The following is a 25703-nucleotide window of genomic DNA, read 5'->3' as shown; positions in this document are numbered from 1 at the left end:
ATGAAAAGGAAAATAGGACTGGGATTACTGCTTCTTATTTTCATTTCAACTTTACTGGGCTGTAAAAAGGATTTTCTTGACCGAACAACCCAGGGACAATATACAGAAAGTACATATCCTTATCCGACAGGATCAGGACCTTATGATCCGACCATTTTTGAGGCATACAATGCACTAAGAGCATATGGCGTCTCTGCTGCTCCTTTTATTGCGGCAGTAAGTATAAGGAGTGATGATGCAGAAAAAGGTAGTACGCCGGCCGATGGACCATCAAGTTTGCAGTTTGATAACTTTACCCTGAACCCTTCAAATAACTTATTAAATATATTATGGGTAGATCATTTTAGTCTGATTAACAGGTGTAATATCATTTTGGATCAGGTAGCCAAGGATGAAAGTCCGCTCACTGCTCCCGAAGCAAAGACAGTAGCACAAGCTGAAGCAAGATTTATCAGAGGATATGCCTATTTCATGATGGTGCGCTATTTCGGCAGGGTACCTATTGTTGACTCTATATTTACGGATGCCGCAGCCCAGGCGAATTTGCCTCAAAGCAGTCCCGCCCAAATTTATGCGTTCATTGAATCTGATCTTCAGTTTGCTGCACAGAACCTTCCCCCAAGCTGGGAAGCTAAGTTTATAGGAAGAGCCACCAGTGGAGCTGCAAACGGAATTTTGGCAAAAGTTTATCTCACCCAGCAAAAATGGGCCTTAGCCAAAAGTACAGCGAATCTTGTGATGCAATCGGGGCTGTACGATTTAAGCACTTCTTACAATACTATTTTTGGAGAGAGCGGGGAAAATTCGAAAGAATCAGTGTTTGAAATTCAGGCAACCGCGACGCCTAACGAAAAAAGGTCCTTTGGAGTTCAGTATGCCAGCGATCAGGGAGTAAGAGGAACAGAAAGATGGAATTTAGGAAACGGGTTTAATACCCCCAGTACGCTTTTGGAAGGTACTTACGAGCCTGGGGACCCTCGAAGGGCGAGGACAATCTTGTATACAGGACAAACCTCTATCTATAATGAAGCGGTACCTTCTGGATTACCTAATCCTCGATACAATCATAAAGTGTTAAGTAATCCCTCTTACCGTGCAAGATACCTGGACAATTTCGGTTATTGGATGAACGTTCGTATCCTCCGCTATGCAGACGTAGTATTAATGTACGCAGAAGCGGCTAACGAAACGGGTGATGTCACTGGGGCCTTAGATAAGCTGGAGCTTGTGAGAGCTCGTGCAAGAGCGGGAAATAATGCTATTCTTCCCAGAGTTACGACCACCGATCCGGAATTATTACGCCAGGCGATACGTCATGAACGAAGAGTGGAGTTGGCAATGGAACACGATCGGTTTTTCGACCTGGTGAGATGGGGTATTGCCGGACCAGTATTACAGGAGGCCGGAAAAAACTTTGTTACAGGGAGAGATGAAATCTTACCGATCCCACAAACCCAAATCGACCTAAGTAAAGGTGTTTTGAAACAGAATCCAGGATTTTAAACCTTAAATCTATTGACATGATTACTTCCAAAAAAATATATTTTTTCTCAGGGCTGATCCTGGCTATATCGCTTTTCTCTGGCTGCAAAAAAGATGGCAACCCTAATAATTTACCGGATGTCGATCCCCGGGACTATGAAGGCAAGATCGATGGGTATACCAGTTCTGATGAAATATTTCCGAATAACCTTGTAGCATACTGGTCGTTCGATGATACTAAAAACGAGACGCTGAGTAATACCGCGCCTGCACAAACTGCTGGGGATAGTTTTATTGACGGCGGAGTCAGAGGTAAGGCACTAAAGCTGCAATCAGGCTATTTGTACTTCCCCACCCAGTTCGAGAAGTTTAAAACGGATGTATTTAAGAGTTTTACCATAAGCTCATGGATACAGATTCTGAATAATGGATCAAAACGTACTATGCTGTTTCAGTTGGCGAGGCCGGGGATTTTTAACGGTAGTATTAATTTCCATTTAAACACTCAGAGCTTCCCCGCTTCAAATACCAGCGAACTAAAAATACAGCCTACTTTTACAAGTGTGGGTGGAGGAATGCAGGATAATATCAATACCAGACGTGATAACCCCGGCGATCCAAATTATGTTCCCTATCTCACACCAACCATAGGTATGGAAAAGTGGACCCATGTTCTTATAACTTATGAAGGGACTACGGGAGTATTCAACATTTGGGCTGATGGACAAAAAATTGGTGCCTTTTCAAATCGGGGAACAGGAAACAATCTATTTAAGTCGTACGAACCGAGTGAAATCATCATCGGATCAAATTATAACGGTATCCCGGGCAAACAGGTGAACACTAATACAGATTTTGCCCCTATGACAGGCAATATTGATGAAATGCGCATATATAATGTTGCTCTTCCCGATGCTCATATTAAGTCCCTGTATAATCTGGGTAAGGTTAATAAGTAAATTCTGAATAGGGCATCCGGGGTTAAAACCACCGGATGCCCTTCCTTTTTCTGTATCAATCAGGGGGAATTTGATACGCATTCATACATCAATGCTAAGAAATGAAAAAAACACACATTTATCTCTTTACCTTACTGCTTGGAGCGCTTCTGGGCGCATGTAAGACATCAGTGAATGTTGCTCAGAAGAGTAATGATGAGATTAGTAAGGATACCTTATTTACATTGGTTCAAAAACAAACCTTCCAATACTTCTGGGATGGAGCTGAAGAAAATTCAGGATTAGCCAGGGAGCGTATCCACATGGATGGCCTGTATCCTCAAAATGATAAGAATATCGTTACCTCAGGCGGGGGAGGCTTCGGTGTAATGGCCATCCTGGTTGGCATAGAAAGGGGGTTTATTACACGTGATGAGGGACGGCAACGTCTGGAAAAGATAGTAGGATTTCTCGAGAAGGCAGACCGCTTTCATGGGGCCTGGCCTCATTGGCTGGATGGTGAAACTGGTAGAGTGAAGCCGTTTAGCTCCAAAGATGATGGCGGCGACCTGGTAGAAACCTCTTTTATGGCGCAGGGCCTGTTGTGTGTGAGACAATATTTCAACAAAGGAAACGCAGAGGAAAAAAAGCTGGCTTCAAGGGCCGACCAGTTATGGAAGGAAATTGATTTTAACTGGTACAGAAACGGGAAGAATGTTTTGTTATGGCATTGGAGCCCGAAGAATGAATGGGCAATGAACTTTGAAGTGACAGGGTATAACGAGTGCCTGATCATGTACGTGTTAGCCGCTTCCTCTCCAACCTATGGAGTTCCTGCTGAGGTATACCATCAGGGCTGGGCAGAAAACGGCAAGATGGTAGAACCAAAAGAGAGCTTGGGCTACAAGCTCCAGTTAAGACACCATGGCGCTCCAAATGGAGGGCCACTCTTCTGGGCTCATTATTCTTATTTAGGTTTAGATCCCCGGGGATTGAAAGACCGGTACGCTGATTACTGGCAGGAAAACATCAACCATGCATTAATTAACTATACCTGGTGTGTTACTAATCCGAAAGGATACAAAGGCTATGGTCCTGATAGCTGGGGACTTACTGCGAGCTACTCGGTAAAAGGGTATGCAGGGCATGCACCTTCAGAATCGGGTGATCTGGGGGTTATTGCTCCTACTGCTGCTTTATCTTCTTTTCCTTATATCCCCGAACAATCTGCCAGAGCTATGAGACACTGGTATAATAACATGAAAGATAAGGTGTGGGGAGAGTACGGCTTCTATGATGCTTTTAGTGAAACTGCAAACTGGTACCCGAAGCGTTATCTGGCTATTGATCAGGGCCCCGTTGTGGTAATGATGGAAAACCACCGGACTGGTCTTTTATGGAATCTCTTTATGAGCTCGCCTGAAATAAAGCAAGGATTAAAAAAATTGGGTTTTGAAAGCCCTCATTTAAAATAAATCTATGTATCAGGAAGTAAAGAAATTTTTAAGCAGCGCTGTAGTGGCGGCCTGCAGCTTGACTCATCTTTCCGCGCAATCTATGCAGGCCAGTACCTATTGTAATCCTCTGAACATAGATTATACTTATGCCATCTATAATGCCAACGAGGGTATTTCTTATCGTTCAGGCGCTGACCCGGCTGTAGTGAAATTCAGGAATGAGTATTACATGTTTGTAACCCGCTCTCTGGGATACTGGCATTCCACTGATCTTAACAACTGGACATTTATACAACCTGAGAAGTGGTATTTTCAGGGATCAAATGCTCCGGCGGCTCATAACTATAAAGATTCGGTATTATATGTTGCAGGAGATCCTTCGGGTTCAATGAGCGTTCTTTATACGGATAATCCGAAAAAGGGGGACTGGAAAGCTGTTCCTGCGATCCTAAATAATCTTCAGGATCCGGCTTTGTTTATTGACGATGACGGAAAGGGATATCTGTATTGGGGCTCTTCGAATACATTTCCTATCAAAGCCAAAACAGTAGATAAGGATCTGCGCTTCCGGCCCTCTGATAAGACTTACGAGCTATTTAATCTCGATGAGGCGAAGCATGGATGGGAAAGGTTTGGTGAAAACCATTCAGATACTTCCCTCGAAGGATACATGGAAGGTCCCTGGATGACTAAGCATAACAACAAATATTATCTGCAATATGCAGCTCCGGGTACCGAATTTAATGTGTATGGAGATGGGGCTTATATCAGTGATTCCCCCCTCGGGCCATTTAAATACATGCCCAACAATCCTTTTTCGTACAAGCCCGGAGGTTTTATGAATGGTGCCGGGCATGGTAGCACGGTGATTGGCCCTCAAAACACCTATTGGCATTTTGCCTCCATGGCTCTTTCTATGAATATGAACTGGGAAAGGCGTCTCTGTATGTTTCCAACCTTTTTTGATAAAGATGGGCTGATGTACTCGAACACTTCTTTCGGCGATTACCCTCATTATGCGCCTGCAACCCATGGCAAACAGGGACAGTTCACTGGTTGGATGCTTCTATCATATAAAAAGCCGGTGACCTCTTCATCCGCTCAGGGGGCGAATACTGCACAGAATACCACTGATGAAAGTGTGAAGACTTTTTGGCTTGCAGGGAGAAATGATGATACCCAGTGGCTCCAGATTGATCTTCAGAAACCAGCGAAGGTTTATGCGATCCAGGTAAACTATCACGATTATAAATCAGATCTCTATGGAAAGATCATGGAGCTGCGTCACCAGTACTTAATAGAAGGTTCGGAAGATGGAAAAAGCTGGCATGTTTTAGTCGACCGCTCCAACAATTACAAGGACGTTCCTAATGATTATGTTGAGCTTACAACTCCCGGAACTTTCCGGTTTATCCGGTATAAAAATATTCATGTTCCGACCCCAAACCTTGCAATTTCAGGAATTCGTGTATTTGGAAAGGGAGAAGGAAAAGCTCCCGCGGCAGTAAAGGAGTTTAGCGTAAACAGGAAAAAAGATCGCCGTGATGCTATGATAAGCTGGCGTAAAGAACCGGGTGCGCAAGGATATAATATCCTCTGGGGCATAGCACCTGATAAGTTGTATAACTCCTGGATGGTTTACGACAAAAACTCCCTGGAGCTTAAAAGTTTGACGGTGGATCAGCCGTATTACTTTTCCATAGAAGCCTTTAACGAAAATGGAATTTCAACAAGGACCAGGCCGGTGAAAGTGGAATGAAAAACAGCTGCGTATGATCAGGGATACGCGTGTATATCTAAAGAATAAAAATATAAGGTTTTTAAGATTGATTATATGAAGTTTATAAAAGTTTTTGCGGTTTTATTCATAATGACAGCAACGGGAGCAACGGCCCAAAGTCAGGATGCCAGAAAGATGAACCAGTTTATCTCCGGACTTATGAAGAAAATGACGCTGGATGAAAAGATAGGCCAGCTTAATTTACCCTCGGCCGGTGATATTACTACCGGACAAGCTTCAAGCGCAGGTATTGCACAAAAAATCAGGGAGGGGCAGGTTGGCGGTTTATTTAATATAAAGTCAGTAGAAAAGATCAGGGATGTACAAAAAATAGCAGTAGAAAGCAGTCGCTTAAAAATTCCTTTATTATTCGGAATGGACGTGATCCACGGCTACCAAACCGTATTCCCCATTCCACTGGGTTTATCAAGCACCTGGGACATGACCTTGATTGAAAGGAGCGCCAGAATTGCAGCAATTGAGGCAAGTGCCGACGGGATTAACTGGACCTTTTCTCCGATGGTAGATGTTTCCCGCGATCCGAGGTGGGGGCGAATGTCGGAAGGTTCAGGGGAAGATCCCTACATCGGAGCGCAGATTGCAAAAGCGATGGTAAGGGGTTATCAGCAGTCGGACCTTAGCAAAAACAATACGATCATGGCTTGTGTGAAGCACTTTGCTTTGTATGGAGCAATTGAAGCGGGAAGGGATTATAATACCACCGACATGAGCCGCCTGAGGATGTATAACGAGTACTTTTTACCCTATAAAGCCGCAATAGATGCCGGCGTAGGAAGTGTGATGACGTCATTTAATGAGGTACACGGCATCCCTGCAAGTGCGAATAAGTGGTTGATGACAGACGTGCTGCGCAAACAATGGGGCTTTGATGGCTTTGTGGTTACTGATTATACAGCCATCAATGAGATGGTAGATCATGGTTTGGGGAATTTAAAAGAGGTTTCTGCCTTATCCTTGAAAGCTGGTGTAGATATGGATATGGTAGGAGAGGGCTTTTTAACAACTTTGAAGCAATCCTTACAAGAGAAAAAGATTACACAGGAGCAGATAGATATTGCCTGCCGCAGAATTTTGGAGGCAAAATATAAACTTGGGCTGTTTGAAGATCCTTTTCGTTATTGTGATGTTCAGCGCAGCAAAACCGAGATTCTTACTGAGTCTAACCGCCGTGAAGCAAGAAATATCGCTGCTCAATCGTTCGTATTGCTTAAGAACCAAAACAATGTTCTGCCCTTAAAAAAGAGCGGCACTATCGCTCTGATTGGTCCGCTGGCAGACGCCAAAGAGAATATGCCGGGTACATGGAGTGTGGCTGCCGATTTTAAGCAATCAATATCTGTACAGGCAGGACTGCAAAATGTGCTGGGGAATAAGGCAAAAGTACTATACGCTAAAGGTTCTAATCTAACGGCTGATAGTGCGCTAGAAGAAAGGGCGACCATGTTCGGTAAAACGCTCAACAGGGATAAACGTCCGGCGGATGTTATATTAAAAGAAGCATTGGCCGTCGCCAGAAAATCCGACGTAATTGTTGCTGCTTTAGGCGAATCAGCCGAAATGAGTGGAGAAAGTTCCAGTCGCACCAACATAGAAATTCCTGATGTGCAAAAAGACCTGTTAAAAGCCTTACTGCAAACGGGCAAACCAGTAGTATTGGTATTGTTCACTGGCCGGCCCCTCGCTTTAAAGTGGGAGGATGAAAACGTGCCAGCTATTTTAAATGTATGGTTCGGCGGTACGGAAGCTGGAAATGCTGTTGCCGACGTATTATTCGGTGACGTTAACCCTTCGGGAAAGCTAACCGCCACTTTCCCGCAAAATGTCGGACAGGTTCCTCTTTTCTATAATCATAAAAATACAGGAAGACCTTTAGCTCAGGGAAAGTGGTTCGAAAAATTCAGATCCAATTATCTCGATGTTTCAAATGATCCTCTTTATCCATTTGGCTTCGGACTGAGTTATACGACATTCAACTATGGAGACATTAAGCTGGACAAATCGTCTTTTAAGCCCGGTGAAAAAATTACTGCAAGTATTTCGGTGAGTAATACCGGATCGAGAGAGGGACAGGAAGTTGTACAACTTTATATACGGGATCTGGTAGGGAGCGTAACGAGGCCCGTTAAGGAATTAAAAGGGTTCCAGAAAATCCATTTAAAGGCAGGCGAGTCGCGGACGGTGCAATTTGATATCACAGAAGAAGATCTTAAATTCTATAATTCCGACTTAAACTTTGTGGCCGAGCCGGGGGATTTTAAGTTATTCATCGGCACGAACAGCCGGGACGTAAAAGAAGCAGATTTTAGACTGAACAGGTGATCCGGCTGGAATCCTGAAGGTAAATCTTCTTAAATTAGGAAAGTTAATAAGTCAAGGGATTTTTAAGGATCCTCTGACTTATTGATTGCCTTAAAAATAATTTCCTTTGAAAAGTAGTGAGGAGTTGAAACTGAACTGTCAGCCGGCAGACTGGGGCTCCAAATACTGAATTAAAGAACTGTAAATGAAACGAATTTCTTTTTTGCCAGTCCTCTTCATTATACTTTGTGTGGCAGGCGCTAAGGCTCAAAACCTTGATCTATACCAAAAACGGCTGTTCATTTCAAAAGCCGATACACTTCCTTACCGGATACTTTACCCCGAGAATTTCGATCCCGGGAAAAAGTACCCGGTAATGTTATTTCTGCATGGGAGGGGAGAGAGCGGGAAAGACAATCAAAAACAATTAACTCATGGAGGGAAGATGTTCCTTCGGGATAGCATCCGTAGTCGTCATTCCGCTATTGTTATATTTCCTCAGTGTCCTGCCGACAGCTACTGGGCTAATGTAAATATTGTTACTGATAGTTCCGGCAAACGGCATTTTAACTTTATAGAGGGCGGAGAACCCACTCTGGCCATGCAGATGCTCCTGGATTTTACTAATGATTTTCTAAGGAATCCGTTTGTCGATAAAAGGAGGGTTTATGTTGGAGGTTTATCTATGGGGGGAATGGGTACCTTCGAAATCTTAAGAAGGAAAGATAAAACGTTTGCTGCTTCGTTTGCTATTTGCGGAGGAGACCATATTGCCAATGTCAAGAAGTACAGAAGAGTTCCTTTATGGGTGTTTCATGGAGGCAAAGACGACGTTGTCCCGCCGAAACATTCAGAAGTGGTGGTAAATGAAATGAAAAAACTGGGAGGTTCTGTTCGATATACTCACTATGCTAATGCCAATCACAATAGCTGGGATCCTGCTTTTGCTGAGCCAGGCTTGTTAAACTGGCTTTTTTCTCATGAGAAGAAAAGCTGGTTAAGGCGTCTGTTTAACTGATCGAAATTTAAAGTCATCTGAAAGGATTTATTACAGGTTTAAGCCTTCCTTTGTATACTATTAGTTCATTTTGCTACATTTATCCCCTACTAGAAATTCGAAACTGACCAGTCTGGAATGAAGAGACCATTTGAGCTTTTGTGTTTTATTGTTCTTTTTTGTTTGCCTTTCCTGACTTATGCTATTGAAATAAAAAATGTAGGGGCCCCCTACGTTCAGAACTACCCAAAGTCGGTTTATCAGGCCGGAAATCAAAACTGGTCCGTGACCAAAGATGAAAGAGGCGTCATGTATTTCGGCAATTCTGAAGGGGTACTGGCCTTTGATGGCAAACATTGGGAGTTATATCAAATGCCCAACCGCCTGATAGTAAGAGCAGTTGCATCTGATAAAAAAGGCAAGCTTTACGTCGGTGGTTTCGGCGAGTTTGGTTATTGGTCGTACAACAATAAGGGCCGGTTTACTTATACATCACTTGCCACAAAAATTGATAGTAAATCCGTTTCACAGGATGAGATCTGGAAGATTTTTGTTGACGGGGAGCGGGTGATTTTTCAGTCGTTTTCAACCATCTACATTTATGAAAATGAGGGGATAAGTATTGTTAAGCCCAAACAATCTTTTCTTTTCTTAAATAAAAGCGGCAAGCGGTTTTTCGCAGGAATAATATCTGAGGGTTTGTATGAGCTGGTTGGGAAAGATTTGAGATTTATTCCTGGTAGCGAGTTTTTAAAAGATGGAATCTTAACGATTTTACCTTTTAAAGGGAATAGTCATCTTATTGGTACTGCCAGAGAGGGACTTTTTATTTACGATGGCAAGACGATTAGTCCCTGGGAGATCCAGGCAAATGCGCTTCTCAAGAAAAATCAGCTTAACAATGGAGTGGCTTTACCGGGGGGGTATTTTGCTTTCGGTACCATACTGGACGGAATAGTCATTGTTGATGGATCTGGTAATGTTGTACAGCGGGTTAATAAATCGGCGGGACTGCAGAATAATACTGTATTAAGCTTGTTTACGGATGATAAACAAGACCTATGGGTGGGCCTGGATAATGGAATAGACCGTATTGACATAACTTCTCCTCTTTATTTTTACGTGGATAAAGCCGGGAAACTGGGGACGGTATATTCCAGTATAATTGTAAATGATAAGATCTATCTAGGGACGAATCAGGGCTTGTATTACAGCAACTGGTCCTCAAGTGATAAACTGTTCCACTCCTTTGATTTTAAACTGGTTGAAAAATCGCAGGGGCAGGTATGGAACCTTTCCGTAATTGATGGACAACTTCTCTGCGGACATAACGAGGGGACTTTCAGAGTAGACAACGGATCTTTCCAAAAAATCTCCGAGATAAAGGGTGGTTGGACAATAAAAGAGCTTACTAGTTCGCAAGGTGTTCTGGTCCAGGGCACCTATACAGGGCTTGTAATCTATAAAAAAGATGCTTCGGGAAACTGGTTTTTTTCGCATAAGGTTAGCGGATTTGGTTCCCCTTCGCGCTTTGTTGAGCAGGATACTAAAGGGAATATTTGGGTGAGTCATGCAAACAGAGGGGTTTATAAGCTGAAACTGGACGCAGAGATGAGGCGGGATGTTTCTATCAAAAGCTATGACAAGAGCTCAGGGCTCCCGACTGATTTTCATGTAAATGTTTTTAATCTGGATAATAGAATTGTTTTCTCCTCTAATTCAGGTTTTTATATTTATGATGATATTGCTGACAAGTTTTTTCCTTATACACAGCTGAATGATAAGTTGGGTTCTTTTTCCACTTCAAACGGTATCATTCAGGCATCTGAGAATAAGTATTGGTTGATAAATCACGGTAAAGTTGCATTAGTCGAAATTGACGCCGGAAAGCTGTTCGTCGACTATGCGACATTCAGCAGCTTGAATGGCCGGATGGTCCAGTATTACGAAAATATCAGCCGCATAAGCAAAGACATTTACCTGATAAGTGTGGATGAGGGTTTTGTGGTTTTTAAAGAAACCCGAACAAAACGACCGAAGGGTCCGCTCCCAAAAGTATTAATTAGAAAAATTGAAAATATTACCGACTCATTAAATGTCTTAACCGAAAACGGAGATACCGATGTTGAAATACCTTATAGCAGGAATAATATCCGCATAACCTATTCGCTTCCGGAGTATACCGTAACTGCGGTCGAATATCAATATTTTTTAGAAGGCTATTCCAATAAATGGTCAGAATGGAGCAATCTGGCGGTAAAGGATTTTACGAACCTGAAGTATGGTGAGTATGTTTTTAAGGTAAGGGCAAGAGTTGGGGGCAGGGATCCTTCGAAGATAACGGTGATGCGGTTTACTATCCTTCCCCCCTGGTATGCTACAAATTTTGCAGTGGCGTTTTACGTTGTCCTTGGTCTGGTTCTGCTCTTTGTTATCAAGTATTTCTATGATCTTAAACTTAAAAAGCATCAGGAATTTATACATCAGAAATTTCAGAAAGAGCAGGAAGAGCTTCTTCAAAGAGAGGCTATAACTAATGAGCAGAAGATCGTTTCCTTAAAAAATGAGCAGTTACAATTAGATCTGGAGGGGAAGAACCGCGAATTGGCCAATTCTGCGATGAATATTGTTTATAAGAATGAGCTGTTACAAAAAATAAGAGATGAGTTAGGTCGCCTGAAAGATTCCGGTGGGAAGAAACTAGCCTCAGATCAGTTAAGAAAAATCAATAAAGTAATAGAGGAGGGAATGAACGATGAGCGGGATTGGAATCTGTTTGAAAAGAGTTTTAACGAGGCCCACGAGAGCTTCTTTATAAAATTGAAGTCTACGTACCCTGATCTGGTTCCTAACGATATAAAGCTTTGCGCTTACCTGCGTATGAATATGAGCAGTAAAGAAATGGCGTCCTTATTAAATATTTCTGTTCGCGGAGTAGAAATAAGAAGGTATCGCCTTAGAAAAAAACTGAACCTGGATCATGATAAAAACCTTGCTGAGTTTTTTATGGAGTTATGATGTGATGTAGCTCTCGAGTAACTTGGTACCTGCTTCCGGAACCTCCGCTGACAAGATGTGTTCCCAAGGCCAGAGCCATAGAGGATGAGAAGTTTACTAGAAAAGATACGTAGCTGCAAAAGACATGAATAGTGCTTATGGATTTATCTTAGCAAATATTACTCCTGCTACTACTGCCTGTACAAATCCGTACAAGAACCAACTTGCAACCATTGTTATTGTAATATCCAAGGAGCTGAATGTGATCCACATAACCGGTAGTAAGGCAACCAATGCATATATAAGACCAAATTCCAGCCCCCTAAGTAGGAAATGTCCGCTGAATAAACTCTTAAACCGCTCCCAAAACCAGGAAAGCGCAAAGCTGATAATGAATGCGTGCAGATAGAAAAGAACATCTCTGCTACCATCTGAGTTGAAAAGTGGGTTGTTGTATAATAAAAAGAATTCAGGAAAGAATCTAATGGCCAGGTATAGTCCGCCGTAGCTGATAATAAATAAACTAACACCAGCTATAATGCCTGAGTACAGTATCTTTTTCATTTATTGGTAGCCTTTTTATAACAAAACAGGCATAGGCGAAAATAGTCATTTTAACCAGGTTGCCCATGATTAGTATTTTTATGAATTATGATGTCAGTCATTTTTAGATTAGAGTCTGTGAAGGTTCGCAATCGTTCCTCGTCTAGAATAATAATGCGGCCATCTTCAATGTCGATGAGCTTTTCGCTTTTGAATTCCTTTAACAGTCGAATTAGTGACTCCTGTGCAGAGCCAATAATGTGAGCGAGATCTTCCCTTGAAATTTCTATTGAGGCGTAGCCTCTTCGTTTATTGCTGAATTTCTCGGCTACTTCGATGATTCCATTTGCTATCCGTTTCCGTAAAGGGTCGTATGCCATCTTAATAAGCTTTTCCTCTTTAACAGTTAAATTATGTGACAGAATTTCAATAAACTGTTTGGCGGTTTGCGTATCATGGTTTAACAGCTCCAGGAACTCTGCCTTAGGAATAAGTATGAGTTCAGCTTCTTCAATCACCTGTGCATTCTCGGTATAAAGGATCTGTTCAAAAACCTGCCTGTATCCTAGAAAGTCACCCGCGCCATAGATGTTGGTTATTAGTTCTTTCCCTTCCTGGTTGAACCGGTATTCCTTTAATTTTCCCGACACCACATAATACACGTTTGAGGGCACTTGTCCGGCAGTATATAAAATATGTCTCTTTTTAAAGCGGTAGGGCTCTTTGTTCCTGTTTTTAAATTTAATGGTACCTTCGGGAGTTGCTGATTTTGGCATTTCCTCAGTAGTATTTAAATCTGACGAAAAGCTTCTACGGAGATCATCTGATTTCTTCAGTCGCAGATCTATGGTCTGCAAAAGTTCTATTTCTTGAAAAGGTTTCACCAGATAGTCATCTGCACCCATTCCCATACCTTTTCGTAGATCATCAGATTCTTTTTTCCCGCTAAGAAAAACAAACGGAGTAAGCTTTGTTAGAGGGTGCCGGCTTAGAATATTAAGGACGCCGTACCCATCGATCCCAGGCATCATGACATCACATAATATAAGGTCTGGTCTTTCAATAAGCGCTTTTTCAATTCCGCTTTTACCGTCGGCAGCTGTAATAGGAATAAATTCGCAAAGCGTAAGAACTTCTGCGATGGTATCTCTTAAAGATTCGTCGTCATCGATTAACAAAATCTTTTTCATATTCATATTGTGTAAATACAGATAACCTGAAGTTGCAAATTATGGGAGGAATGCCGTGTTATCTTAGTAATGATTTAACAAGACAAATTTGTAAGATTGGATGTCTTAATAAAATGAGAAGGGTCATAATTTGAAAATAAAATATATGGAGATCTTTCATCTAATTAGTGTAGCCCTGCATTTTGTCATTCTCCCTCTCTCAAGGCAATGTAATTAGTGTCAAACGTATTAGTGATGCATGTCATTGAGCTTCGACGGCTTTTAACGCATTTTTATAAAAAAATACAAGCCGGTATGAGAACTATCCTAGTGTTGACAGATTTTTCGGAGAAATCAAAGCACGCTGCAGAGGTGGCCTGGACAATAGCTAAACAAGCCCGGGCTAACTTGCTACTTTATAATGCCTGTTATATTCCAGATTCTAAAGCTGTATTAGCAGGGCCGAATAGGTTATATTATGATAATTATACGATATATAACGATGCGACGCGGATAAATCTGCAGGTAATGGCAGAAAAGTTGATGGCGAAGTTGTGTGTTCAGGGCGAGGAGTTTAATCCCACCATCAGATGTACCCATGATATCGGTACCTTAAAGGATAATATAAAGTCGATTCAGGAAAGGGAGGATATCTGGATGATCGTAATGGGAGATAAGAGTGATGAGGGAATTATTCATCAATTAGTATATAGCAGTGATAGTAATGAAGTAGTTAATAAGGCAAAGTGCCCAGTTCTGCTTGTTCCGGAAAAGTTTACATTTAAGAGTATTAGGAAGGTTGCCTTCACTACCGATGTTTTTTCCAACGTGGATTTTCGTGCTCTGAATTATGTAGCTGACCTGGCAAAACCGTTTAATGCTGAAATACTGGTTACTCATATTAACTTAAGTGAGCTAGGCGAGAAAGCCGGCTCTGCTCATTATAAGGCAGTGCAGAAGGCGAAAGGCGATATTGAGTATGATAGAATAACTTACAAGGAGATATTGGCCGATGAAGTGCCGAAAACCCTGGCGCAGTACGCGTACAATATACATGCTGATATTATTACCCTCATTCACAAACGCTATTCGTTCTTTGAAGATTTATTTCATATCAGTACAACCAAAAGGATTATGAACTATCACCTTCTGCCAATGTTGATCTTCCCTTCGGAATTCTAGGTCATAACAGTTGTTTTGCAACGCTGAGATTAACGCCAGTAAGCTAATTCTAAATGCTAACTTTGACCGAACAAAAATAAGTACTCCGGGTTCGGAGACTAAACAGAGCATAGCATTTAGAAGGATGAGAATTGCAATAAATGGTTTTGGAAGGATCGGCAGAACAGTTTTAAGAACTTTGCTTGCTGGCAAAACAGGTGAAGTGGTAGCAATAAATGATTTAACAGACGCTGCAACCTTAGCACATCTGGTAAAATACGATTCTGTACACAGAGGGTTTAATGGAACCATTGAAGGTGGCGAAAAGGAGATTGTAGTTAATGGAATGCGAATTCCTGTTTTTGCAGAGACTGATCCTGTAAACCTTCCGTGGAGGGAGTTGGAGATTGATGTTGTCATCGAGTCGACGGGAAAGTTTACTTCAGAAGAAAAAGCTTCACTGCATTTACATGCAGGGGCTAAGCAGGTTATAATTTCTGCACCGGCTGCGACTAAAGGCGTGCCGACAGTAGTACTTGGCGTAAATGATCATGAAATAGACTTTACTGCGCCTTTGCTTTCTAATGCATCTTGCACGACAAATAATATTGCTCCAATGATCAAGGTGTTAGAAGATAACTGGGGAATTGTGAATGGTTATATTACTACCGTGCATTCTATGACGGGAGATCAAAACCTTCATGACGCTCCACATAAAGATCTTCGACGGGCGAGGGCTGCCTCGTCTTCGATCATTCCGACTACGACAGGAGCGGCAAAGGCAATCACAAATATATTCCCCCACCTGGAAGGAAAGCTGGGAGGTGCAGGGATAAGGGTACCTGTTTTAAACGGTTCCCTAACTGATTTTACCTGTATTCTAAAGAAGCAACCCTCGGTGGAGGAGATCAATGATGCATTTCGGCAAGCTGCAGAAGGGTATTTGGAAGGAGTAATGTTTTATACCGAAGATCCGATCGTGTCGGTAGATATTTTAGATAATTCTCACTCGTGTGTTTTTGATTCCAAACTTACTTCTGTGGTAGGCGGCTTAACTAAGGTTGTTGGATGGTACGATAATGAATACGGGTATTCAAGTCGTTTAGCCGATCTTATCAGAAAGATTGAGAATGTAAAAAGGTAGAGTTTTGGATAGTGCTTAGTGTGTTAAATACACTTTTGTTTTTAATTAAATTCGTGTAGTTTTACCGCTCTTGGAAAGCGGTATTCAAAATAGATGAACTGAATTTCTAATAACCCCATAATAAACAAATTTAATTCTGATGAAGACAATCGATAATTTGAATTTTGCTGGTAAAAAGGCGTTAATACGAGTTGATTTTAACGTTCCTCTTGATAAAGAATTTAACATCACTGATGATAATCGTATTCAGGGAGCATTGCCAACTATCAAAAAGATATTGAATGATGGAGGTGCAGTGATCCTTATGTCGCATCTTGGAAGACCGAAAGAAGGTCCTACCGAAAAGTATTCTTTAAAACACCTGGTAAATCATTTATCATCAGTGTTGGGGAAAGATGTACAATTTGCAGATGATTGTATCGGTGAACAAGCAATAGAAAAAGCAGCGGCTCTTCAATCAGGAGGGGTATTGTTGCTGGAGAATCTCCGTTTCTATAAAGAGGAAGAAAAAGGAGATGAAGCCTTTGCTGAAAAATTAAGTAAGTTAGGCGATGTTTACGTGAACGATGCTTTCGGAACTGCTCACCGTGCGCATGCTTCAACAGCGATTATTGCAAAGTTCTTCCCTGATGCAAAGTATTTTGGCTACCTGATGGCTGGAGAATTAGCAAATGCAGAGAAAGTGCTAAATAATGCTGAAAGACCATTTACAGCTATTATGGGCGGTGCGAAGGTTTCTGATAAGATCTTGTTAATTGAGCGTTTATTGGAAAAAGTAGATAATCTTTTGATTGGCGGCGGCATGGCGTACACCTTTGCGAAAGCACAAGGTGGAAATATCGGTAAATCTTTGGTAGAGGATGATAAATTAGAGTTAGCTCTTAGTTTAATTGAAAAAGCAAAATCAAAAGGGGTAAACCTTGTATTGCCTACTGACTCTATCATTGCTGATAATTTTGCAGCTGATGCTAACAGTGATATTGCAAGTAATGATGATATCAAAGAGGGTTGGATGGGACTGGATATCGGTCCTGATTCTGTTAAAGTTTATAAAGACGTTGTAGCTAATTCAAAAACTATCCTTTGGAACGGACCAATGGGTGTATTTGAGATGGAGAAATTTGAAGCAGGAACCAAAGCTGTAGCTGAAGCGGTTGTAGAGGCGACCGAAAAAGGTGCATTCTCTTTAATTGGAGGTGGTGATTCTGCGGCTGCAGTAGCAAAGTTCGGCTTTGAAGAAAAAGTAAGTTATGTTTCTACCGGTGGTGGTGCTCTTCTTGAATACATGGAAGGAAAGGAGCTCCCAGGTGTTGCAGCCATTAATGCATAATTAATAGGATAAGGCCTGGCCCAGGTTTCTTATTTTTAGTTCCTAAAGTGGGAAAATGTGGATGAGTTCCTCCACATTCTCCCACTTTTTCTTTTTTATATCCCCTCTCTCCCAGTGGTCTGCCGAGGCCCTCTGTCGTGTTTTCTTTAGTTTTTTTTACTCCTCTCAGGGGTAAAGTGGTAAATAATTTCTTGTTGAAAACTTTTTGTGGAGTAAAGTGGTAAAAAGTGGTAAAAGCTTTTTACTTTTACTCTGTTAAATAGTCTAGAACCCTGATGTCTCACTTCTTAGGAGAATTTGAATGCAAACTTGACGCTAAAGGCAGAATGATGCTGCCTTCAGGTCTGCGCAGGCAAATGCCCGAAGCAGAGAAGGAAGGATTGGTGATTAACAGAGGGTTCGAGAAGCATCTGGTGGTGTATACCCGCAGTGAGTGGGATAAAATAATGGAGGATTTGAGTAAGCTTAATCAGTACGAAAAGAAAACGAGGGAATTCATTCGCTATTTTACTCGTGGCGCAACGGAGTTAACTCTGGATGCTGCTGGTAGAGTATTGCTACCTAAGTCATTGCTCGATTATGCTGAAATTGGATCAGATGTAGTATTGTCTTCGCAATTTAACAAGATAGAAGTTTGGGCTAAGGATGCTTATGATGCCCAAATGGATAACGAACCTGAAAACTTTGCGAATCTGGCAGAGGAAGTAATGGGTGGCCTGGGAAGGAGGGATGATGATTAACTATCACGTTCCTGTGATGCTGAAAGAGTGTATTGAGTCGCTGGATATAAAACCCGAAGGGACGTATGTCGATGTAACTTTTGGCGGTGGAGGCCATTCAAGAGAGATTTTGAAGAATCTTGGGGAGAAAGGCAGATTGCTTGCTTTTGACCAGGATGTGGATGCGCAAAGGAATATTCCGCAAGATGATCGGTTAACCTTTATAGATCAAAACTTCCGCTATCTAAAAAACTATTGCCGTCTGCATCAGGCACTGCCTGTAGATGGTATTCTGGCTGATCTCGGTGTTTCATCACATCAGTTTGATCAGCCGGAGCGGGGGTTTTCCACTCGCTTTGATGCTGAGTTGGATATGAGGATGGACCAAGGCGGGAGTTTAAATGCGAAGGAGGTTGTTAATGTTTACTCTGAGGAGGACCTGCACCGGATTTTTGGAATGTATGGAGAGATCCAAAATGCAAAATCGCTTGCAAGGGTGATCGTAACATCAAGACTAAACAGGCCTATAGAGACTATCGCTGAATTGAAAGAGGTTATAAAAAAGCTTATTCCAAAAGGGAAAGAACATAAGTATTTAGCGCAAGTATTTCAGGCCCTCAGAATAGAGGTGAACCAGGAGCTTGAAGCATTGCAGGAGTTTTTGAATCAATCTATAGATGTGTTGAAGCCTGGAGGAAGACTGGTAATTATGTCTTATCACTCTCTTGAAGATAGGTTGGTGAAAAATTTTATATCAAAGGGAAAGTTTAAGGGTGAGGTTGAGAAGGACTTCTTTGGTAATGAAATTAAGCCACTGGAGGCTGTGACAAGAAAGGCGATAGTGGCTTCGCAAGAGGAAATTTTAATAAATAACAGGGCACGAAGTGCAAAGTTGAGGGTAGCTGTTAAGCTTTAGATAAATGGCAGAATGGGTAGGCTCGGTAAGGTTTGACCCAATTTGACACGGAGAAGCTTTTTGCACTATTAAATTTGAATTTTTTATATGACAAACCGTTTCAGAGCTGAATCAGAAGAAGAGGAGTTTGAGCCAGAGGTGCAGCTTGAGGAGAAGGAGGTCAAGGCGGAACTACCGAAAAATTTTTTTACAACGCTCTTGATGGAGGGCGTGGTCTCAAAAGAGGCTGCTACGGAAACGCTTCCGTTTATTGTTTTTCTTGCCATGCTGGGAATGTTCTATATCGCAAACCGGCACTTCGCGGAAAGGAACATAAGGGCGATTGATAAGCTAAACAAAGAGGTGAAGGAGCTGAGCTGGGATTATAAGACTTTAAAGGCAGATTTGATGCTGAAGAGTACACAAACTGAGGTAGCCAAGCTAGTAGATACGCTGGGATTGCACGAGCCGGTAGAGCCTCCTAAAAAAGTAATTATAAAAGAAAACGAATATTAAAAAAAGCATTATTTAGCCGTTTTAGCAGACACTTATGAATATCAGGACCGACATATTGCTGCGTGTGTACATCGCCTTTGGGTTGATCGTACTTCTTGCGTTTGCTGTGTTGTTCAAGCTGTTCCATCTTCAACTAGTGGAGGGGAGTAAATGGAAAGCAATGGCTGATAGCCTCTCTACGAAATATGTTAATGTCGAAGCTGTTAGAGGAAACATCTATTCGGTAGACGGAAGCCTTTTGGCAACCTCTGTTCCGGAATATGAGTTGAGGATGGATTTGCTGGCAGCGGGTATTGAGAAGGACAAAGTGTTCTATGAGAAAGTAGACTCCCTTGCGGAAAAGCTTTCGGGATATTTTGGAGATAAAAGTCAGAGATATTACTCAAGAATGCTGCGTGAAGCACGCAGAGACAAGGCCAGGTATCTTTTGATCAGAAGGAGGGTAACCCATCAGGAATTGAATGTGATCCGCACCTTCCCTGTATTTAATCTTGGAAGATATAAAGGCGGGCTAATTACTATTCAGAAAAATAAAAGGATACTTCCATTTAAGACCCTTGCAGCGAGGACAATAGGTTATAAAAATGAAAACGTGCAGCCGGTAGGGCTAGAAGGCGCTTACTCGAGCTATATCGACGGTGAAAGTGGCAGACAACTGATGCAGCGTATTGCTGGTGGGGTTTGGATGCCGGTTAATAAAGAAGTGGAAATTGCACCAAAGGACGGTGCTGATATTATTTCAACCATTGATATTAACATGCAGGACGTAGCGCAGAATGCATTAAGAAAGCAATTGATAAAGAGCGATGCTGATCATGGTTGTGTGGTATTGATGGAAGTGGCCACTGGAGAGGTTAGAGCGATTGCAAACTTTACAAAGGTTTCCGAGGGTCAATACGAAGAGAAGTTTAATTACGCTATTGCGCAGAGTGCAGAGCCAGGATCTACCTTTAAGCTAGCTTCATATTTAGCCCTGCTGGAAGATCACAAAGTGGATACCAGTACTCGTGTTGATTGTGGTGGTGGTTTGTTTAAAGTTTATAATCACCGGAACAGATTGGTTAAAACGGTGAAGGACTCACATCTTGGTCTTAAAGTGGTTTCGGTGAAGAGGGCTTTTGAAGAATCCTCAAATGCTGCGATTGCAAAGCTTATCTATACCCATTATAAAAATGAACCTGAACGTTTTACTGACCGGTTGCGCGAGTTGCATTTGCATGAGAAGGCGGGATTGGAAATTCCAGGTGAGGGTATACCGTACATTAAGACTCCTGAGAGTAAAGCTTGGTATAAGGGCTTAAGTTTAGCCCAGATGGCGTATGGTTACGAGTCGAAAATGACTCCTTTGCAAATGCTTACCTTTTATAATGCGGTTGCAAATAACGGTAGAATGGTGGCTCCAAAGTTTGTTCGTGAGATCAAAAGATTGGGTAAACCTGTTGAGGTTTTTGAAACTAAGGTGATTGATGAAAAGATCTGTTCGGATGAAACTTTGTCGAAACTTAGAGGAATGCTTGAAGGGGTTGTTGAAGAGGGATCAGGAAAGACAACCGTGAAAAGTTCTTTATATAAGGCTGCCGGGAAAACCGGGACGGCACAAATTGCTGATGGGGCGAGAGGCTATCGGGGTAAACGTTCCTACCAGGCTTCATTTTGCGGTTATTTTCCCGCGGATAAGCCGAAATACGCTATGATCGTCGTTATCACGAACCCTCAGGGGGCCTACTATGGAGCTTTGGTTAGTGGTCCCGTATTTCGTGAGGTTGCTGATAAGATTTATTCCCAGGATGTAGAAATGTACAATCCTGTGAATAACCTGAAATATGTTGGTAATACTACTTCTCCGCCTACAAAAGCAGGGAGCAATGTTGCTGCTAAAAAGGTATACAAGGCCTTAGGTGTAAAATCTTACCTGGCTGCTAATAATGATATTGCAAGTGAGGTTGATACAAATAATGGTATTGATTTAAAAGAAATAAAGGTTAGGCCAAGAGTGGTGCCCGATGTGACTGGGATGGGATTGAAGGATGCTATGTTCCTTTTAACCAGTGCGGGCCTTAAGGCTGTGGTAAAAGGAAGCGGTAAAGTTGTTAAACAATCTATTGTGCCGGGTGTACGTACAGTTGCAGGATATCCTGTGACGATTGAACTACAATAATGAAAGAATTAAAAGAACTACTGGAAGGCGTTAAGGTATTGGAGCAAAAAGGCTCAGGTAACTCCGAAGTGCACTCTGTTTGCTTTGACTCAAGGCAGGCAGTAGCGGGTTCATTGTTTGTTGCTGTTCGAGGTACTGTAGCCGATGGTCACGATTATATTGACAAAGCAACAGCACTGGGTACTTCAATTATTGTTTGTGAGGAAATCCCTGCTGAAGCTAATAGTGAAGTGATTTTTATAAGAGTAGAGAACTCTGCTGTCGCCCTGGGGCGAATTGCAGCGAACTTTTATGATAACCCTTCTGCTGATCTTAAGCTGGTAGGAGTAACGGGGACCAATGGGAAAACCACTGTTGCGACCCTTTTATATAAATTGTTTGAGGAGCTAGGGTATAAGACAGGATTAATATCAACTGTTCAAAATCATATCCACACTACAGTTGTGCCATCAACTCATACTACGCCTGATCCAGTTGCTTTAAATAAGCTTCTGGCAGACATGGTTGCTACGGGTTGTGATTACTGTTTCATGGAAGTAAGCTCTCATGCAGTTGTTCAACATCGAATTGAGGGGCTGAATTTTACTGGTGGGGTGTTTACTAATATCAGTCATGATCACCTGGATTTCCATAAAACTTTTGATGCTTATATAAAGGCTAAAAAGGCCTTTTTTGATGGATTGGGAAAAACTGCCTTTGCTCTTACAAATGCCGACGACAAGAATGGTAAAGTGATGCTTCAAAATACGAAGGCCCATGAGAAGACTTACGGGTTAAGGGGACTGGCTGATTTCAAAGGTAAGATCATTGAAAATCAATTTTCAGGGTTGTTGTTGGAGGTTAACCACCAGGAGGTATGGTTTAAGCTTGTAGGGAGCTTCAATGCCTATAACTTATTAGCAGTGTATGGAACAGCGATGCTTCTGGAGCAGGACAGTACCAAAGTTCTGACAGTATTAAGTCGTTTATCGGGTGCTGAGGGAAGGTTCGACTATATCGTGTCTCCTAATGGAGTTATAGGAATTATAGATTACGCACATACTCCCGATGCAGTGCAAAATGTGCTTAGTACCATTCAAAATATTCGAAAGGGAACAGAGCAAGTAATTACCATCATTGGATGCGGTGGAGACCGGGATAGGGCGAAACGTCCGTTGATGGCCCAGGTAGCATCTGAGTGGAGCGATAAAGTGATCTTAACCTCTGATAATCCCCGTTCTGAGGAACCTGAATTCATTATTGAAGAAATGGAATCCGGGTTAACATTAACAAACAAGAAAAAGGTTTTGACTATAGTGGACCGCAAGGAAGCAATACGCACTGCCTGCCATTTGGCTAAAACTGGTGATATCATTCTTTTAGCGGGAAAAGGACACGAGAAATATCAGGAAATAAAAGGGGTGAAGTATCCTTTTGATGATAAAGCGATTTTAACAGAACAATTTAACTTATTAAGCTAATGCTGTATTACTTATTCACCTGGTTAGACAGAGAATATGACGTGCCCGGGGCTGGAGTTTTCTACTACATCTCCTTCCGTACAGCTATGTCTATTATCGTGTCTCTGTTATTTACAACCATTTACGGTAATAGGCTAATTAAGATACTCAGAGCGAAGCAAGTAGGGGAAACTGTTCGTAACCTTGGTTTGGAAGGCCAGATGCAGAAACAAGGCACTCCAACAATGGGTGGTATTATAATCTTGTTAGGTATTCTGATCCCTACATTGTTATTTGCTAAACTTGAAAATATCTATGTGATTTTAATGATTGTGACCACTGTTTGGATGGGAACAATTGGATTTATAGACGATTATATCAAAGTATTTAAGAAGGATAAGGAGGGACTGGCAGGCCGGTTTAAGATCATGGGCCAGGTTGGGCTTGCTTTGATTATTGGTTGGACTATGTATTTTCATCCTGATATTGTTGTAAGGCAGGCGGTTACTTTACCCACAACCAATACAGCTCCTCTTGAAGTGCATCAGCGAGGAAATGAGTACTATTTTACTCAAAACTTAAAATCAACAAAAACTAATATTCCTTTTTATAAAAACAACGAGTTTGATTATTCAAAAGTGCTCAAGTTTTTGGGTGAGGGATATGAGAAGTACGCTCTTGTAGTGTTCCTGTTTTTTGTAATTTTAATAATTACAGCAGTTTCAAACGGAGCAAATATTACGGACGGGATTGATGGGCTAGCTACTGGTACCTCTGCTGTAATTGGGGCTACCTTGGGCATTCTCGCTTATGTGTCTGGTAACACTATTATCTCAGAATATCTGAATATCATTTATATCCCCAACTCAGGCGAGCTGGTGATATTTGCAGGTGCCTTCGTCGGTGCTTGCGTAGGCTTCCTCTGGTATAACTCATTCCCTGCTCAAGTTTTTATGGGAGATACAGGAAGCTTGGCAATCGGTGGAATCATTGCAGCCTTTGCGATCATGATTCGTAAAGAAATGCTTATTCCAATCCTCTGCGGAATCTTCTTGGTAGAAAATATGTCAGTTATTATGCAGGTTTCCTATTTCAAATACACGAAGAAGAAGTTTGGAGAGGGGCGGCGCATATTCCTGATGTCTCCATTACATCATCATTATCAAAAGAAAGGTTATCACGAAGCGAAGATTGTAACTCGCTTCTGGATCATAGGAATTATCCTCGCTGTATTAACTATCGTAACGCTTAAACTACGCTAATGGCAGGGAAGGAAAATACAGATATGACGATGGGTGAGCTTCCTGCAGGAGAGGCGAAAGGCCTTATTGTAATCCTTGGAGCTGGTGAAAGCGGTACCGGGGCTGCAGTGTTAGCAAAGAAACAAGGCTTTGATGTTTTCGTATCCGATCTGGGTGAAATAGGAAACTCTTACAAAGCGGAATTATCAGAGCATGGAATAGCATTCGAAGAGAAACAGCATACAGAGGATAAGGTATTATCAGCAATTGAGGTAATTAAAAGTCCAGGAATCCCCGAAAAAGCTCCTCTGATCAAGAAGCTTAGGGAAAAAGGTGTCTCTGTAATATCTGAGATCGAATTTGCCGGAAGATATACTAATGCAAAAAAGATCTGCATTACTGGTTCGAACGGAAAATCAACCACTACCATGCTTTCTTATCACATTCTTAAGAATGCTGGATTAAATGTTGGTCTTGCGGGGAACATTGGTAAAAGCTTTGCCCGTCAGGTAGCAACAGAAAACTTCGACTACTATGTTCTGGAGATCAGCAGCTTCATGCTGGATGATATGTATGAGTTTAAAGCAGATATAGCTGTGTTGCTTAACATTACTCCTGATCATTTAGATCGATACGACTATAAGATGGACAATTACGTGGATTCCAAGTTTAGGATTCTGCAGAACCAGACAGAGAACGACATTTTTATATACTGTGCCGACGATGAGGAAACCGTGAAGGGCCTCGAACGACATACGGTTAACGCCGGAGTCTTTCCCTTTTCAATACTAAAGGAATTGTCATTAGGCGCATTTTTAGCGAACGAAAGTATTTATATAAACCTGGGAAACCAACAAACATTCAACATGTCAATTAACGATCTTGCTCTGCAAGGGAAACACAACATCTACAATTCTATGGCTTCAGGAATCCTTGCTAAGGCACTTGAACTGCGTAATGAAAGCATCCGTGAAAGCATGGGTAATTTCCAAAACATCGAGCACCGTTTGGAGCATGTTGCGCGAATTGCTGGTATTGATTTTATTAATGACTCAAAGGCAACTAACGTTAATTCAACATGGTATGCCCTGGAAAGCATGAATAGTGATGTTGTTCTGATCCTTGGAGGAGTGGATAAGGGTAATGACTATTCGATGCTTTTAGACCTGGTGAGATCTAAGGTAAAAGCTATTGTTTGTTTAGGGAAAGATAACAAAAGGATCCATGATGCTTTCGAGGATGAAGTGGAGGTGATTGTTAATACATTTTCTGCAGAAGAAGCGGTGCAGATTGCGTACCACCTTGCTAAGAAAGGGGACACCGTTCTGCTTTCTCCTGCATGTGCCAGTTTCGATTTGTTCAGGAATTACGAAGACCGCGGAAATCAATTCAAGGATGCAGTAAGAGAATTATAAGAT

Annotated in this window: 19 protein-coding genes; 17 read left to right on the top strand and 2 right to left on the bottom strand. The window is 41.8% G+C overall.

The features are described 5' to 3' along the window. The 7 genes from J4N25_RS26465 to J4N25_RS26435 all read left to right on the top strand — a co-directional run bounded on the left by J4N25_RS26465 (position 1) and on the right by J4N25_RS26435 (position 11991). Complete coding sequence (locus J4N25_RS26465) at positions 1–1503, top strand: RagB/SusD family nutrient uptake outer membrane protein (protein ID WP_242696040.1); 1503 nt, start codon at positions 1–3, stop codon at positions 1501–1503. Positions 1504–1520: 17 nt separating this feature from the next. After that, positions 1521–2441, top strand: coding sequence for a LamG-like jellyroll fold domain-containing protein (locus J4N25_RS26460; RefSeq protein WP_207424908.1), 921 nt, complete (start codon positions 1521–1523; stop codon positions 2439–2441). A gap of 101 nt (positions 2442–2542) precedes the next feature. Next, complete coding sequence (locus J4N25_RS26455) at positions 2543–3895, top strand: glucoamylase family protein (RefSeq protein ID WP_207424907.1); 1353 nt, start codon at positions 2543–2545, stop codon at positions 3893–3895. A 4-nt stretch (positions 3896–3899) separates the two neighbouring features. Further along, complete coding sequence (locus J4N25_RS26450) at positions 3900–5636, top strand: family 43 glycosylhydrolase (RefSeq protein WP_207424906.1); 1737 nt, start codon at positions 3900–3902, stop codon at positions 5634–5636. 75 nt (positions 5637–5711) lie between these two features. Further along, positions 5712–7997, top strand: coding sequence for a beta-glucosidase BglX (gene bglX, locus J4N25_RS26445; RefSeq protein ID WP_207424905.1), 2286 nt, complete (start codon positions 5712–5714; stop codon positions 7995–7997). A 184-nt stretch (positions 7998–8181) separates the two neighbouring features. Next, a complete protein-coding gene (locus J4N25_RS26440; protein WP_207424904.1) occupies positions 8182–8994 on the top strand; it encodes a carboxylesterase family protein in 813 nt (270 codons plus the stop codon). Between the two features lie 117 nt (positions 8995–9111). Beyond that, positions 9112–11991 (top strand): ligand-binding sensor domain-containing protein, encoded by a 2880-nt coding sequence (locus J4N25_RS26435; protein ID WP_207424903.1) that lies wholly within the window; start codon positions 9112–9114, stop codon positions 11989–11991. A gap of 135 nt (positions 11992–12126) precedes the next feature. Here the strand turns inward: J4N25_RS26435 and J4N25_RS26430 are convergent, their stop codons facing one another. Next, the gene (locus tag J4N25_RS26430; protein ID WP_207424902.1) at positions 12127–12534 is read right to left on the bottom strand and encodes a hypothetical protein; all 408 of its coding nucleotides are present in this window, start codon (positions 12532–12534) and stop codon (positions 12127–12129) included. 50 nt (positions 12535–12584) lie between these two features. Continuing rightward, positions 12585–13703, bottom strand: coding sequence for a response regulator (locus tag J4N25_RS26425; protein WP_207424901.1), 1119 nt, complete (start codon positions 13701–13703; stop codon positions 12585–12587). 294 nt (positions 13704–13997) lie between these two features. On the opposite strand from J4N25_RS26425, the gene J4N25_RS26420 reads away from it, so the two are divergent. From J4N25_RS26420 to murD, 10 genes are all read left to right on the top strand, one after another. Continuing rightward, positions 13998–14864, top strand: a complete 867-nt coding sequence (locus tag J4N25_RS26420; RefSeq protein ID WP_207424900.1) for a universal stress protein — start codon at positions 13998–14000, stop codon at positions 14862–14864. 124 nt (positions 14865–14988) lie between these two features. Continuing rightward, a complete protein-coding gene (gene gap, locus J4N25_RS26415; RefSeq protein WP_207424899.1) occupies positions 14989–15987 on the top strand; it encodes a type I glyceraldehyde-3-phosphate dehydrogenase in 999 nt (332 codons plus the stop codon). A gap of 139 nt (positions 15988–16126) precedes the next feature. Continuing rightward, positions 16127–17317 carry a phosphoglycerate kinase gene (locus J4N25_RS26410; RefSeq protein ID WP_242696039.1) on the top strand — a complete coding sequence of 397 codons (1191 nt, stop codon included), beginning with the start codon at positions 16127–16129 and terminating at the stop codon, positions 17315–17317. A gap of 275 nt (positions 17318–17592) precedes the next feature. Continuing rightward, positions 17593–18057 carry a division/cell wall cluster transcriptional repressor MraZ gene (gene mraZ / locus J4N25_RS26405; protein WP_207424898.1) on the top strand — a complete coding sequence of 155 codons (465 nt, stop codon included), beginning with the start codon at positions 17593–17595 and terminating at the stop codon, positions 18055–18057. Beyond that, positions 18047–18952 carry a 16S rRNA (cytosine(1402)-N(4))-methyltransferase RsmH gene (gene rsmH, locus J4N25_RS26400; RefSeq protein WP_207424897.1) on the top strand — a complete coding sequence of 302 codons (906 nt, stop codon included), beginning with the start codon at positions 18047–18049 and terminating at the stop codon, positions 18950–18952. Before mraZ ends, rsmH begins: the two co-directional genes overlap by 11 nt. Before the next feature lie 87 nt (positions 18953–19039). Further along, the gene (locus J4N25_RS26395) at positions 19040–19447 is read left to right on the top strand and encodes an FtsL-like putative cell division protein (protein WP_207424896.1); all 408 of its coding nucleotides are present in this window, start codon (positions 19040–19042) and stop codon (positions 19445–19447) included. Between the two features lie 34 nt (positions 19448–19481). After that, the gene (locus J4N25_RS26390; RefSeq protein ID WP_207424895.1) at positions 19482–21605 is read left to right on the top strand and encodes a PASTA domain-containing penicillin-binding protein; all 2124 of its coding nucleotides are present in this window, start codon (positions 19482–19484) and stop codon (positions 21603–21605) included. After that, entirely contained in the window at positions 21605–23065 is a 1461-nt protein-coding gene (locus J4N25_RS26385) for a UDP-N-acetylmuramoyl-L-alanyl-D-glutamate--2,6-diaminopimelate ligase (protein WP_207424894.1), read from the top strand. The genes J4N25_RS26390 and J4N25_RS26385 overlap by 1 nt, the downstream gene beginning before the upstream one ends. Next, on the top strand, positions 23065–24306 hold the full coding sequence (mraY, locus tag J4N25_RS26380) for a phospho-N-acetylmuramoyl-pentapeptide-transferase (protein WP_207424893.1): 1242 nt from the start codon (positions 23065–23067) through the stop codon (positions 24304–24306). The genes J4N25_RS26385 and mraY overlap by 1 nt, the downstream gene beginning before the upstream one ends. After that, positions 24306–25700 (top strand): UDP-N-acetylmuramoyl-L-alanine--D-glutamate ligase, encoded by a 1395-nt coding sequence (gene murD, locus J4N25_RS26375; protein WP_207424892.1) that lies wholly within the window; start codon positions 24306–24308, stop codon positions 25698–25700. The genes mraY and murD overlap by 1 nt, the downstream gene beginning before the upstream one ends. Positions 25701–25703 lie beyond the last annotated feature (3 nt).

The sequence above is a fragment of the Desertivirga brevis genome (assembly GCF_017355835.1).
Note: the sequence above shows the minus strand (reverse complement) of the source record. Positions and strands in the feature narration are given on the sequence as shown.